Below are 13843 nucleotides of genomic sequence, written 5' to 3'. Positions count from 1 at the left end.
GACGGGGGTGAATGGTGCTCAGGGTGGACATGGTGTGTTCCTCGCGGGTGCCGCCTCGCCCCGGATCAGGGCGCACGGCACAAAAAAAGCTGGCCGACCCGAAGGTCGCCAGCTTTGATTGTGATCTACCTTGCCCATCCGACACAGGCCGGAGGGCCAAGTTCTCACGCAGGCTGATTACAGCAGGTGCTTGACGCCGTCTTGCTCGCCTTGCAGCTCGGCCAGGGTCTTGTTGATGCACTCTTGCGAGAAGGCATCGATTTCCAGACCTTCGACGATCTTGTACTCGCCGTCAGGCGTGGTCGTGACGGGGAAGCCGAACACGATGCCGGCAGGGATGCCGTACTCGCCGTTCGAAGGCACGCCCATGGTCACCCATTCGCCGTTCGAGCCCAGGGCCCAGTCGCGCATGTGGTCGATGGCGGCGTTGGCAGCCGAGGCAGCCGACGACAGGCCGCGAGCGGCGATGATGGCGGCGCCACGCTTGCCGACGGTCGGCAGGAACACGTTGGCGTTCCATTCCTGGTCGTTGATGGCGTCCTTGACCGACTTGCCGTTCACGGTGGCGAAACGGTAGTCAGCGTACATCGTGGGCGAGTGGTTGCCCCACACGGTCAGCTTCTTGATGTCGCCAACCTTGAAGCCGCCCTTGGCAGCCAGTTGCGAAGCAGCGCGGTTGTGGTCCAGGCGCAGCATGGCGGTGAAGTTCTTGGCCGGCAGGTCCGGAGCCGACTTCATGGCGATGTAAGCGTTGGTGTTGGCGGGGTTGCCGACGACCAGAACCTTGACATTGCGCGAAGCAACAGCGTTCAGAGCCTTACCTTGAGCGGTGAAGATCTGGGCGTTGGCAGCCAGCAGGTCAGCGCGCTCCATGCCGGGGCCGCGAGGACGTGCACCCACCAGCAGAGCGTAGTCGGTGTCCTTGAAAGCGGTCATCGGGTCAGAGTGAGCTTCGATGCCAGCCAGCAGAGGGAATGCGCAGTCTTCCAGCTCCATGATCACGCCCTTCAGAGCGTTTTGAGCCTTCTCGTCAGGAATTTCCAGCAGTTGCAGGATCACTGGTTGGTCCTTGCCCAGCATTTCGCCAGAAGCGATGCGGAACAGGAGGGCGTAACCGATTTGACCAGCGGCGCCGGTAACGGCGACGCGAACGGGTGCTTTGCTCATATGCAACTCCGAGATAGGTAAGGAGATGGGACTGGGTGAAAACCCACAAGTGTAGCGTTGTGCGCAGGCTTGCAGGGGACTGTCATCATACTGACTTAGTGATCAGATGTCTTATATAAGACATAAGCCACATCACCAGTGGACTTCACGTCACGATTGTGGTGCAATGGCGTCCGGCTGGCACATATCCATGCCTGCGCCGAATCCGCCAGCGATCATACCCCGATCGATCAACAGAGACTACACGCTGTGGTGACCCCTACACCGTCCTCCGCTATTTCGCACGACACCGCTTCGGCGTCGGTTGGCGTTGCCGGTGGGCCGTCCTTCAGCCCGCTCTACCAGCAGATCAAGGCTTTGATCTTGCGCAGCCTGCAGGCGGGTGAGTGGAAACCCGGTGAAGCCATTCCCTCTGAAGTGGAATTGGCGGCCCGCTTCAAGGTCAGCCAAGGCACCGTTCGCAAGGCGGTCGATGATTTGGCGGCCGAAAATCTCCTCACACGCCGTCAGGGCAAAGGCACGTTCGTGGCCACGCACTCGGATGAAGAGCAGGTCCAGTACCGGTTCCTGCGCCTGATCCCCGATCGAGCTGACGCAGGCGGTGAACAATCCCGTCGCGAATTCCTCGACTGCCGCCGCATGCGTGCGCCCGCTGATGTGGCTCGTGCCCTGCAACTCAAGGCAGGCGACATGGTGGTTGAAGTGCGCCGCGTGCTGCATTTCGCCGGCGTGCCTGTCGTGCTGGATGACATCTGGTTACCCGGTCATCTCTTCAAAGGCCTGACCGCCGAGCGCCTGAGTGAATACCAGGGGCCGATGTACGGCCTGTTTGAATCCGAATTTGGTGTCAGCATGATCCGCGCAGAAGAAAAACTGCGCGCGGTGGCGGCTGATGCGTCCGTGGCCGAATTGCTGAAGGTGGAGGCGGGTACGCCGCTGCTCAGCGTCGAGCGCCGCTCGTTCACGTACGGAGAGCAGCCGGTCGAGTTGCGTCGCGGCCTTTACCGTACCGATCAACACTATTACCGCAATGAACTGAGTTGACGAAACAGTTCGTTTTGGACCCTTGTTCGCGCATTGTTGACGCTGTCTGAAAAGATGGAAAAAGCAGTGTGAGTTCGTCGGGCTGGGGATTGCCCTAAAATCCCGGATCCTCTTGACAGATTTTTGACGCTCGGCAGGAGCCCCACCAACATGGCTGACAACGCGAAAAAACCACGCCCCGTCTACCGGAACATCCACGTGACGGACATCGTCACCTACCGCTTGCCTCTGGCCGGGATCGTCTCGATCCTGCACCGGATCAGCGGTGCCCTGATGTTCCTGTTGATGCCCTTCTTCATCTGGATGTTCGACAAGAGCGTCACTTCCGAGATCTCGTATGACGAGTTCACCGCGGTTTTTGCCGGGGATTTCGGCTGGTTCTTCAAGCTGCTGGCGTTGGGCCTGATCTGGGGCTACCTGACCCACTTCTGCGCTGGTGTTCGTCACCTGGCCATGGAAATCACCCATAGCTACACCAAGCAAGCTGGCAAGTCCACGGCTGGCGTGGCCCTGGTGGTCAGCACCGGTCTGACGGTCGTTCTGGCCGCCAAGCTGTTCGGCTTGTTCTGATCCCCGCCTCTGTTTCCCTGACTGCAGGAAATCACAACCATGTCTCAAAACTACGGAACCAAGCGCATCGTCACCGGTGCGCACTATGGTCTGCGCGACTGGCTGGCTCAGCGTGCGACGGCCATCATCATGGCCATCTTCACCATCGTCCTGCTGGCGCAGGTCGTCTTCGGTGAGCCCCTGAGCTACTACAAGTGGGCCGGCATCTTCTCGTCCCAGTGGATGAAGTCCTTGACCTTGGTGGTCATCGTGGCTTTGCTCGTCCACGTGTGGGTTGGCGTTCGTGACATCTTCATGGACTACGTCAAGCCCGTGAGCGTCCGCCTGACGCTGCATGTTCTGACCCTCGTGTGGCTGGTCGGCTGCACTGGCTGGGCGATCCAAGTGCTGTGGAGACTGTAAAAAATGAGCGCTACCTCTCTTCCTACCCGTAAGTTTGACGTCGTGATCGTCGGTGCCGGTGGCTCCGGCATGCGCGCTTCGTTGCAACTGTCTCTGGCTGGCCTGAACGTGGCCGTGCTGTCCAAGGTCTTCCCGACCCGCTCGCACACTGTGGCCGCTCAAGGTGGTATCGGTGCGTCGCTGGGCAACATGTCCGAAGACAACTGGCACTATCACTTCTTCGACACCGTCAAGGGTTCCGACTGGCTCGGCGACCAGGACGCCATCGAATTCATGTGCCGCGAAGCACCGAAGGTCGTGTACGAGCTCGAGCACTTCGGCATGCCTTTCGACCGTAACGCTGACGGCACCATCTACCAGCGTCCGTTCGGTGGTCACACCGCCAACTACGGTGAAAAGCCTGTGCAACGCGCTTGCGCGGCCGCTGACCGTACCGGTCACGCACTGCTGCACACCCTGTACCAGCAAAACGTCAAGGCCCGCACCCAGTTCTTCGTGGAATGGATGGCCCTCGACCTGATCCGCGACGCTGACGGCGACGTGGTCGGTGTGACTGCCCTGGAAATGGAAACCGGCGACGTGCATGTGCTGCACGCCAAGACCGTGTTGTTCGCGACCGGTGGTGCCGGCCGTATTTACCAAGCTTCCACCAACGCCTTCATCAACACCGGTGACGGTCTGGGCATGGCTGCTCGCGCTGGCATCCCGCTGGAAGACATGGAATTCTGGCAGTTCCACCCCACTGGCGTGGCCGGTGCTGGCGTGCTGCTGACCGAATGCTGCCGTGGCGAAGGCGCCATCCTGCGTAACAGCAAGGGTGAGCGTTTCATGGAGCGCTATGCGCCCACGCTGAAGGATCTGGCACCGCGTGACTTCGTGTCGCGCTCGATGGACCAGGAAATCAAGGAAGGTCGCGGCTGCGGTCCCAACGGTGACTATGTCCTGCTGGACATGACCCACCTGGGCGCCGAGACCATCATGAAGCGTCTGCCTTCGGTGTTCGAAATTGGCCATAACTTCGCCAACGTCGACATCACCAAGGAACCGATCCCTGTCGTGCCGACCATCCACTATCAGATGGGTGGTATCCCCACGAACATCAATGGTCAGGTCGTGGTGCCCGGTGCTTCCGGCCCCAACGAAATGATCAACGGTCTGTACGCCGTGGGTGAGTGCTCTTGCGTGTCGGTGCACGGTGCCAACCGCCTGGGTACCAACTCCCTGCTGGACTTGGTCGTGTTCGGTCGCGCTGCCGGCAACCACATCGTGGAATTCGCCAGCAAGACCAAGTCGCACAAGCCGCTGCCCAAGGACGCCGCCGACTACACCCTGTCGCGCCTGGCTCGCCTGGACAACTGCAAGAACGGCGAATATGCGCAAGACGTGGCCAACGAAATCCGCGCCACGATGCAAAAGCACGCCGGCGTGTTCCGTACGCAAGCGTCGATGGACGAAGGTGTCCAACGCATCGCTGCGGTGCGTGAGCGTGTCAAGGGTATCGGCCTGAAGGACAACTCCAAGGTCTTCAACACTGCCCGTATCGAAGCGCTGGAAGTCGACAACCTGATCGAAGCCGCACAAGCCACCATGGTGGCCGCTGCAGCCCGTCCGGAAAGCCGTGGCGCGCACGCCCACAACGACTACCCGAACCGTGACGACGCGAACTGGATGAAGCACTCGCTGTGGTACTCGGAAGGTAGCCGTCTGGACTACAAGCCCGTGAACCTGAAGCCTTTGACCGCAGAGTCCGTGCCTCCCAAGGCCCGTACTTTCTGATCGTCAGCGACCAGTTTTGAGGATTTCAAAATGAGCCAAAAGCGCACTTTCCAAATCTACCGCTACGATCCGGACAAGGACGCCAAGCCGTACATGCAAACCATCGAGATCGAACTCGAAGGTAACGAGCGCATGCTGCTGGACGCCCTGGTCAAGCTCAAGGCTGTGGACCCCACGCTGTCGTTCCGCCGTTCGTGCCGTGAAGGCGTGTGCGGTTCCGACGCCATGAACATCAACGGCAAGAATGGTCTGGCCTGCCTGACCAACATGCGTACGCTGCCTCAGACCATCGTGCTGAAGCCGCTGCCAGGTCTGCCCGTCATCCGCGATCTGATCGTGGACATGACCCAGTTCTTCAAGCAGTACAACTCGATCAAGCCCTACCTCATCAACGACAACACGCCTCCCGAGAAGGAGCGCCTGCAGTCGCCTGAAGAGCGTGAAGAGCTCGATGGTCTGTACGAGTGCATCCTGTGCGCTAGCTGCTCGACCAGCTGCCCCAGCTTCTGGTGGAACCCTGACAAGTTCGTGGGCCCCGCCGGTCTGCTGCAGGCTTACCGCTTCATCGCTGACAGCCGCGACGAAGCCACCGCCGAGCGTCTGGATAACCTGGAAGACCCGTACCGTCTGTTCCGTTGCCACACCATCATGAACTGTGTCGACGTCTGCCCCAAGAGCCTGAATCCAACCAAGGCCATTGGCAAGATCAAGGAACTGATGGTTCGCCGCGCCGTTTGATCCGGCCTGCTTGCCTCGTTACAGCATGACCACGTTGACCCCGATGACCGATACCACCGCAAACGACGATCTCACCCCGCATCCGGACGTGCTGCGTCGCCTGCGTTGGCGTTGCCGTCGGGGTCTGCTGGAGAACGATCTCTTCATTGACCGCTTCTTCGAGCAATACGAAAATCAGCTGACAACGCCCCTGGTCCAGGGCTTGCTTCAACTGATGGACCTGTCGGACAACGATTTGCTGGATCTCCTGCTGGCTCGCAAAGAGCCTGAAGCCGATCAATCCAGCCCGGAACTCCTGCAGGTTCTTCAGATGATGCGTGTGACCAAGGTGTAACTTTTCTGCATGACATGGCGATGTAACAGCCATGACACGTTGAAGTAAGACCCATAATTCGGGCTTGGGATTTTCCCTCGCTCTCGACCGATTTACACACAAGACCGACCCCTTCTTAGGAGTGCTCATGACCCCGTCCGACGTGAAAGCCACCCTGTCGTTTTCTGACGGCAGCCCCAGCATGGAACTGCCCATCTACAAGGGTTCTGTCGGCCCGGATGTGATCGACATCCGTAAGCTGTACGCCCAGTCCGGCAAGTTCACCTACGATCCTGGCTTCCTGTCGACTGCTTCGTGCAACTCGAAGATCACTTACATCGACGGCGACAAGGGCGAGCTGCTGTACCGCGGCTACCCCATCGAGCAACTGGCGACCAACTGTGACTTCCTGGAAACCTGCTACCTGCTGCTGAACGGCGAACTGCCGAACCAGAAGGAAAAGGAAGATTTCGTGGCCCGTGTGACCAATCACACCATGGTCAACGAGCAAATGCAGTTCTTCCTGCGTGGCTTCCGTCGTGACGCTCACCCCATGGCCGTGATGACCGGTCTGGTGGGTGCTCTGTCGGCCTTCTATCACGACAGCACCGACATCAACAACCCCGAGCACCGCAAGATTGCCGCGATCCGTCTGATCGCCAAGATGCCTACGCTCGTGGCCATGGCATACAAGTACTCCATCGGTCAGCCTTTCGTTTATCCGAAGAACGACCTGTCGTACTCCGGCAACTTCCTGCGCATGATGTTCGCTACACCATGCGAAGAGTACAAGCCAAACCCTGTTCTGGAACGCGCTCTGGATCGCATCTTCATCCTGCACGCTGACCACGAGCAAAACGCTTCCACTTCGACCGTCCGTCTGTGCGGTTCGTCTGGCACCAACCCGTTCGCAGCCATCGCTGCTGGCGTGGCTTGCCTGTGGGGTCCTGCTCACGGTGGCGCCAACGAGGCTTGCCTGAACATGCTGGAAGACATCCAGGCCATGGGTGGCATCTCGAAGGTCGGCGAGTTCATGGAGAAGGTCAAGGACAAGAACTCCGGCGTCCGTCTGATGGGCTTCGGTCACCGCGTCTACAAGAACTACGATCCTCGCGCCAAGCTGATGCAGGAAACCTGCAACGAAGTGCTGGCCGAACTGGGTCTGGAAAACGATCCTCTGTTCGCTCTGGCCAAGAAGCTGGAACAGATCGCTCTGGAAGACGACTACTTCGTCCAGCGCAAGCTGTACCCGAACGTGGACTTCTACTCCGGTATCGTTCAACGCGCCATCGGCATCCCTGTCCAACTGTTCACCGCCATCTTCGCGCTGGCTCGTACCGTTGGCTGGATTGCTCAGCTGGACGAAATGATTGGCGACCCCGAGTACAAGATCGGCCGTCCCCGTCAGCTGTTCGTGGGCGCCGAGAAGCGCGACGTCAAGCCCATTTCGGCTCGCTGATCGCCTCTCGTCTTCTGACGATCAAAACCCCGGCTTGCCGGGGTTTTTTGCTTTCTGGCCCGTGCTGACTCAAGTCAGTGTGACGGTTGGGGGTATTTCCGGCGTCGGTGCCGTAAAATCGTCATCTTTCCCCACCTCAGGGTTTTCAAACCCTTCGCTCTACGTAAGCACCATGGGACGCACCCTTTACGACAAGATCTGGGACGAGCACGTCGTCCACACCGAAGAAGACGGCACGGCCGTGCTTTACATCGACCGTCATCTGGTTCACGAAGTGACCAGTCCTCAGGCGTTTGAAGGTCTGGACATCGCGGGCCGCAAGGTCTGGCGTTTGTCGGCCAACCTGGCAGTGAGCGATCACAACGTGCCGACCACGGATCGTACGGAAGGCATCAAGGACCCCGTGTCCAAGCTGCAGGTGGATACGCTGGATGCCAACTGCGACCGCGTGGGCATCACCCAGTTCAAGATGGGCGACAAGCGCCAGGGTATCGTGCACGTGATCGGCCCAGAGCAGGGTGCCACACTGCCCGGCATGACCGTGGTCTGCGGCGACAGCCACACCTCGACGCACGGTGCATTTGGCGCCTTGGCGCACGGTATCGGTACGTCTGAAGTGGAGCACGTGCTGGCCACGCAAACCCTGTTGGCCAAGAAGGCCAAGAACATGCAGGTCAAGGTCGAAGGTGAGCTGGCCAAGGGTTGCTCGGGCAAGGACATTGTTCTGGCCATCATCGGCAAGATCGGCACCGCTGGCGGTACCGGCTACACCATTGAATTCGCTGGCAGCGCCATCCGTGCGCTGAGCATGGAAGGCCGCATGACCGTGTGCAACATGGCCATCGAGGCCGGTGCGCGCGCCGGCCTGGTGGCGGTGGATGACACCACGATCCAGTACGTGCAGAACCGTCCTTTCAGCCCCACTGGCGTGGAATTGGAGCAAGCGATTGCGTACTGGCGCACCCTGCATTCCGATCCGGACGCCGTGTTCGACACCGTGGTCGAGCTCGATGCCGCGCAGATCAAGCCTCAAGTGACGTGGGGAACGTCGCCTGAGATGGTGCTGTCCATCGATGACCGCGTGCCCGATCCGGACAAGGAAAAGGATCCCGTCAAGCGCTCGGCCATGGAGCGTGCGCTGCAGTACATGGCGCTCGAGCCCAACAAGGCCATCAACGACATCCGTGTCGACAAGGTGTTCATCGGTTCCTGCACCAACAGCCGCATCGAAGACATGCGTGAAGCGGCAGCGGTGGTCAAGAAGTTGGGGGGGCGTGTCGCTTCCAACATCAAGCTGGCCCTGGTTGTGCCGGGTTCGGGTCTGGTGAAGGAGCAAGCCGAGCGTGAAGGTCTGGACCAGATCTTCAAGGCGGCAGGCTTCGAGTGGCGCGAGCCAGGTTGCTCCATGTGTCTGGCCATGAATGCCGACCGTCTGGATCCGGGCGAGCGTTGCGCCTCCACCAGCAACCGTAACTTCGAAGGTCGTCAAGGCGCCGGTGGTCGCACGCACCTGGTGAGCCCCGCCATGGCTGCTGCTGCCGCCATGAATGGCCACTTCGTGGACGTTCGTCGCATCGCCTGAATCCCGCAACCCGTCTGATTGGCAAGAAACCTCATCATGCTCCGACTGATCGCCGTATTGACCGTCTCGCTCTCGCTGTTGGCCCTGGGTGGCTGCAACACCGTGCGAGGCTTTGGTCAGGATCTGGAAAAAGCAGGTGAGGCCATCTCCAACGCAGCGAAAAAGTAATTCACCATGCAAGCATTTCGCATTCACAAGGGCCTGGTGGCTCCGATGGACCGGGAAAACGTCGACACCGATGCCATCATCCCCAAGCAATACCTGAAGTCCATCAAGCGCACGGGTTTTGGCCCGAACCTGTTTGACGAATGGCGCTACCTGGATGTGGGCGAGCCGGGGCAGGATCCTGCATCGCGCAAGCCCAATCCTGATTTTGTGCTGAACCAGCCGCGCTATCAAGGCGCATCGATCCTGCTGGCTCGCAAGAACTTTGGTTGTGGCTCCAGCCGTGAGCATGCGCCTTGGGCTTTGGATCAGTACGGCTTCCGCGCCATCATCGCGCCCAGCTTTGCCGACATCTTCTTCAACAACAGCTTCAAGAATGGTCTGCTGCCCATCGTGTTGAGCGAGTTGCAGGTCGACAATCTGTTCAACGAAGTGGCGGCTTTCCCCGGCTACGAGCTCACCATTGACCTGGAGCGTCAGGTTGTGGTCAAGCCCGACGGGACCGAGTTGTCGTTTGACGTGCAGCCCTTCCGTAAATTCTGCCTGCTCAATGGTTTTGACGACATCGGCCTGACCCTGCGTCACGCTGACAAGATCAAGGCCTACGAGGCTGAGCGTCTGGCCAAGAAGCCTTGGCTGAACAACCGTATCGTCTGATTCCAGATTTCAATTTCCCGCTGAGATACCAACATGGTCATGAAGATTGCAGTTCTGCCGGGTGACGGCATCGGCCCCGAAATCGTCACCGAGGCAGTGAAAGTGCTCAAGGCGCTGGACCTGTCCTTTGATATGGAAGAGGCCAAGGTCGGTGGTGCCGCATTTGATGCGCACGGCCATCCGCTGCCCGAGCACACGCTGAAGCTGGCCATGGAATCCGACGCCGTGCTGTTCGGCTCGGTGGGTGACTGGAAGTATGACAAGCTGGATCGCCCCCTGCGTCCTGAGCAGGCCATCCTGGGCTTGCGCAAGAATATGGGGCTGTTCGCCAACTTCCGTCCAGCCATCTGCTATCCGCAGTTGACGCACGCCTCCAGTCTCAAGCCTGAATTGGTGGCCGGTCTGGACATCCTCATCATCCGCGAGCTGACCGGTGACATCTACTTCGGTCAGCCGCGTGGTCGCCGTGAGGCCCCGGACGGTGAGTTCAAGGGCGCGCCCGAAGCGTTCGACACCATGCGCTACTCGCGCCCTGAGATCGAGCGCATCGCTCACGTGGCTTTCCAGGCTGCTCGCAAGCGCAACAAGCGCGTGACCAGCGTTGACAAGGCCAACGTGCTGGAAACTTTCCAGTTCTGGAAAGATGTGGTCACCGAGGTGCACGCCCAGTACCCTGACATTGAGTTGGACCACATGTACGTGGACAACGCCGCGATGCAACTGGTCAAGGCGCCCAAGAAGTTTGACGTGCTGTTCACCGGCAACATGTTCGGTGACATCCTGTCTGACGCAGCAGCCATGCTGACCGGTTCGATCGGCATGCTGCCTTCGGCTTCGCTGAACGCCAAGGGTCAGGGCCTGTACGAGCCTAGCCACGGCTCCGCGCCCGACATCGCAGGTAAGGGCGTGGCCAACCCCTTGGCCACCATCCTGTCGGCTGCCATGATGTTGCGCTTCAGCCTGAACCAGGAAGAGGCTGCGTCGCGCATTGAGCGCGCCGTCCAGGCTGTGCTGGAGCAAGGCCTGCGCACGGCCGACATCTACAGCGAAGGCACGAAGAAGGTGGGCACGGTAGAAATGGGTGAGGCTGTGGTGGCCGCACTCAAGGCCCAAGGCTGAGGTATTCACCCAGGGTCATGAGGCCCTGGGGCACAGATTCAGACTCAAAGGAAAAACAAGATGGCAACGACTCTGGTTGGATTGGTGGGCTGGCGCGGCATGGTCGGCTCCGTCCTGATGGACCGCATGTTGGCTGAGGGTGATTTCGATCACTTCGAGCCATTGTTCTTTTCGACCTCGAACGCCGGCGGTGCTGCGCCGTCCATGGCCAAGAACGAAAAGACCCTGAAGGATGCTTACGACATCAACGAACTCAAGCGTTGCGACATCATCGTGACCGCTCAGGGTGGCGACTACACCACCGAAGTGTTCGGCAAGCTGCGCGAGGCAGGCTGGACCGGTCACTGGATTGACGCGGCATCGACGCTGCGCATGAAGGATGATGCGGTCATCGTGCTGGATCCGGTCAACATGCCCGTGATCAAGAATGCGTTGGCCAACGGCGGCAAGAACTGGATCGGTGGTAACTGCACGGTCAGCTGCATGCTGATCGGTGTCGGCGCCCTCTACAAGGCCGGTCTGGTTGAGTGGATGTCCACGCAAACCTATCAGGCCGCATCGGGCGGTGGTGCGCAGCACATGCGCGAGCTGCTGACGCAGTTCGGCACTTTGAATGCCGAAGTCAAGTCGCTGCTGGACGACCCCAAGAGCGCCATCCTGGAAATCGACCGCAAAATCATCGCCAAGCAGCGTTCGCTGACGGGTGCCGAGACCGCCAACTTTGGCGTGCCATTGGGCGGTTCTTTGATCCCCTGGATCGACAAGGACCTGGGCAATGGCCAATCCAAGGAAGAGTGGAAGGGCATGGCTGAAACCAACAAGATCCTGGGGCAGGGCGAGGGCTTTGGTTCTCCCGCGGTGCCGGTCGATGGTTTCTGCGTGCGCATTGGCGCCATGCGCTGTCACTCTCAGGCATTGACCTTCAAGCTGAAGAAGGACGTGTCCGTCGAAGAAATCGAGGCGATGATCGCTGCAGATAATCCTTGGGCCAAGGTCATCCCAAATACCCGTGAAGCAACGCTGCAGGGCCTGACTCCGGTGGCTGTGACCGGGACGCTGAATATCCCGGTCGGTCGTATTCGCAAACTGGCCATGGGTCCTGAGTATGTGGGCGCCTTCACCATCGGCGACCAATTGCTGTGGGGTGCCGCTGAGCCCTTGCGCCGCATGTTGCGCATCTTGCTCGATAAATAACTAAACCCAAATCCAGACGTTGCGGCGGATATTGCACCCGGTTTCTGCAACGTCTGGTCACAAATTCAGGAAGTGTGCTTGTTGTCCGGCGGCGACAATAAGTGATAACAGATTCCGATAATTCGGGGTCTATGCCCATACTTCTGCGGGCATCAGTAATTGCGTGAGCTTGTCACCATATCTGCTTGATGCTATTGTGTTTTCTGCCGCGTACCGTCTGCAGGTGTCGGTGTATCTAGGGGCCTGTGTCTGGCCCGGGTATGCCGCTGGTCGATTTGTCGACCCCGTGACGACTTGGGAGACGCCTTGAAAGATCATTCGTTGTCCGCTGGGCGCTTTGCCCTGAATCGTGTTGCTGTTGCAGCTGCTGTTTCTGCCTTGGCCGTTTTGCCCGCCTCTGCGTGGGCTTTGGGCTTGGGGAAACTGAATGTGCAATCCGCTTTGGGTGAGTCACTTCGTGCTGAAATCGACGTCACCAGTTTGAATGCGGACGAAGCCGGCAGCTTGCAGGTTCGCGTGGCATCACCCGAGACGTACCGTGCCGCGGGCGTTGACTACAACCAGGTGCTCGGTGCCACGTCGGTGGTTCTGCAGCGCCGAGCCGATGGCCGTCCCTATTTGCGAATCGTCAGTGATCGCTCCGTTCAGGAACCGTTCATTGATGTGATCTTGGATCTGTCCTGGTCGTCAGGTCGTTTGGTACGTGAATACACGCTGCTGTTCGATCCACCTTCTACGTCGCGCGCACCGACGCCTGTGACCGCTCCGGTCATGGAAGCGCCAGCGCCTGCGCCTGTGGTCGCACCGAAGCCAGTTGCGGCTAAGCCTCAGCCCAGTGCGCCCGTTGTGGCTGCGCCGGTTGAAGCCCCTTCGGCCAAGCAACAGAAGCCTGCTCAACGTCCAGCTGCTCAAGCTGTCGCTGCGTCAGCGCCAGTTCAAGCCTCTGCGCCGGCACCCGCAGCCGTCAAAGTGGCGCCTGCGCATGCTTCTGCTGCGCCCGCTGCTTCTCAGTCGGTTCGCGTGAAGTCCGGAGATTCTTTGTCCCGTATCGCGGGGCAGCATCTGTCCGGTGGTGTATCGCTGGACCAGATGCTGGTTGGGCTCTATCGCAACAACCCTGATGCCTTTCTGGGCAACAACATGAACCGCTTGCGCTCTGGCGCGGTGTTGAATGTGCCGACTGCCGAGCAAGCCAAGGCGGTTTCTCAGCAGGAAGCGCGTCAGATCATTCAGGCCCAGAGTGCAGACTTCGCTGCCTATCGCCAACAACTGGCGACAGGGGTGACGCCGACACGTCAGGATCAGCCTCAGCGTCAAGCCAAGGGCAAGGTCGAGGCTGAGGTCAAAGACAAGCGTCAGGCTGCTGCACCCGCCCCGGATAAACTGACCCTGAGCAAGGGGGCTGTGGGTGCTGGGGCTGCCAAGCCTGCTGCGGAAGATCGCGTTGCTGCGGCGCGCGCCAAGCAAGACAGCACGGCTCGTGTTGCTGAATTGTCGAAAAACCTGGACGAGCTGCGCAAGCTGAAGGAAAAGGCTGCCGTGGCCTCTGCTGCCGCGCCTGCGCCGGTGGTGCCTCCGGCTCCCGTCGCCGCCAGCAAGCCTGCGGTGGTTGCGTCCGTGGCGGCGCCGGCACCTGCGCCCGTCGTGGCCAAGCCCG

General features: G+C 59.8%; 14 protein-coding genes. 13 read left to right on the top strand and 1 reads right to left on the bottom strand.

Going from position 1 to position 13843, the window contains the following annotated elements; genetic code table 11:
• Positions 1–177: 177 nt before the first annotated feature.
• Positions 178–1167, bottom strand: coding sequence for a malate dehydrogenase (locus tag ACMV18_RS10700; protein ID WP_420817832.1), 990 nt, complete (start codon positions 1165–1167; stop codon positions 178–180).
• Between the two features lie 249 nt (positions 1168–1416).
• Here ACMV18_RS10700 and ACMV18_RS10695 point away from each other — a divergent pair, with 249 nt between their 5' ends.
• The 13 genes from ACMV18_RS10695 to ACMV18_RS10635 all read left to right on the top strand — a co-directional run.
• Positions 1417–2211: a GntR family transcriptional regulator gene (locus ACMV18_RS10695; protein ID WP_420817831.1), complete on the top strand. Its 795-nt coding sequence runs from the start codon at positions 1417–1419 to the stop codon at positions 2209–2211.
• A gap of 150 nt (positions 2212–2361) precedes the next feature.
• Complete coding sequence (sdhC, locus tag ACMV18_RS10690) at positions 2362–2781, top strand: succinate dehydrogenase, cytochrome b556 subunit (RefSeq protein WP_374258909.1); 420 nt, start codon at positions 2362–2364, stop codon at positions 2779–2781.
• 39 nt (positions 2782–2820) lie between these two features.
• Positions 2821–3183 (top strand): succinate dehydrogenase, hydrophobic membrane anchor protein, encoded by a 363-nt coding sequence (sdhD, locus tag ACMV18_RS10685; RefSeq protein WP_374258908.1) that lies wholly within the window; start codon positions 2821–2823, stop codon positions 3181–3183.
• A gap of 3 nt (positions 3184–3186) precedes the next feature.
• Entirely contained in the window at positions 3187–4959 is a 1773-nt protein-coding gene (sdhA, locus tag ACMV18_RS10680; RefSeq protein WP_420817830.1) for a succinate dehydrogenase flavoprotein subunit, read from the top strand.
• A 30-nt stretch (positions 4960–4989) separates the two neighbouring features.
• Positions 4990–5697 (top strand): succinate dehydrogenase iron-sulfur subunit, encoded by a 708-nt coding sequence (locus ACMV18_RS10675; protein WP_374258906.1) that lies wholly within the window; start codon positions 4990–4992, stop codon positions 5695–5697.
• A 43-nt stretch (positions 5698–5740) separates the two neighbouring features.
• On the top strand, positions 5741–6031 hold the full coding sequence (locus tag ACMV18_RS10670; protein ID WP_420817833.1) for a succinate dehydrogenase assembly factor 2: 291 nt from the start codon (positions 5741–5743) through the stop codon (positions 6029–6031).
• Between the two features lie 127 nt (positions 6032–6158).
• Entirely contained in the window at positions 6159–7469 is a 1311-nt protein-coding gene (gltA, locus tag ACMV18_RS10665; RefSeq protein WP_420817829.1) for a citrate synthase, read from the top strand.
• A 172-nt stretch (positions 7470–7641) separates the two neighbouring features.
• Complete coding sequence (leuC, locus tag ACMV18_RS10660) at positions 7642–9051, top strand: 3-isopropylmalate dehydratase large subunit (protein ID WP_420817828.1); 1410 nt, start codon at positions 7642–7644, stop codon at positions 9049–9051.
• Positions 9052–9087: 36 nt separating this feature from the next.
• Positions 9088–9219 carry an entericidin A/B family lipoprotein gene (locus tag ACMV18_RS10655; protein WP_374258844.1) on the top strand — a complete coding sequence of 44 codons (132 nt, stop codon included), beginning with the start codon at positions 9088–9090 and terminating at the stop codon, positions 9217–9219.
• 6 nt (positions 9220–9225) lie between these two features.
• Positions 9226–9873, top strand: a complete 648-nt coding sequence (gene leuD, locus ACMV18_RS10650) for a 3-isopropylmalate dehydratase small subunit (RefSeq protein ID WP_420817827.1) — start codon at positions 9226–9228, stop codon at positions 9871–9873.
• Between the two features lie 39 nt (positions 9874–9912).
• Entirely contained in the window at positions 9913–10992 is a 1080-nt protein-coding gene (leuB, locus tag ACMV18_RS10645) for a 3-isopropylmalate dehydrogenase (protein WP_374258842.1), read from the top strand.
• A 60-nt stretch (positions 10993–11052) separates the two neighbouring features.
• Positions 11053–12186: an aspartate-semialdehyde dehydrogenase gene (gene asd, locus ACMV18_RS10640; RefSeq protein WP_374258841.1), complete on the top strand. Its 1134-nt coding sequence runs from the start codon at positions 11053–11055 to the stop codon at positions 12184–12186.
• A 306-nt stretch (positions 12187–12492) separates the two neighbouring features.
• The coding region (locus tag ACMV18_RS10635) for a FimV family protein (RefSeq protein ID WP_420817826.1) at positions 12493–13843 on the top strand (1351 nt) is incomplete at its 3' end.

The organism is Aquabacterium sp. (genome assembly GCF_048860245.1).
Classification (GTDB): Bacteria; Pseudomonadota; Gammaproteobacteria; order Burkholderiales; family Burkholderiaceae_C; genus Aquabacterium.
The sequence above is the reverse complement of the archived record's forward strand: the minus strand, read 5'-3'. Positions and strand labels throughout refer to the sequence as shown.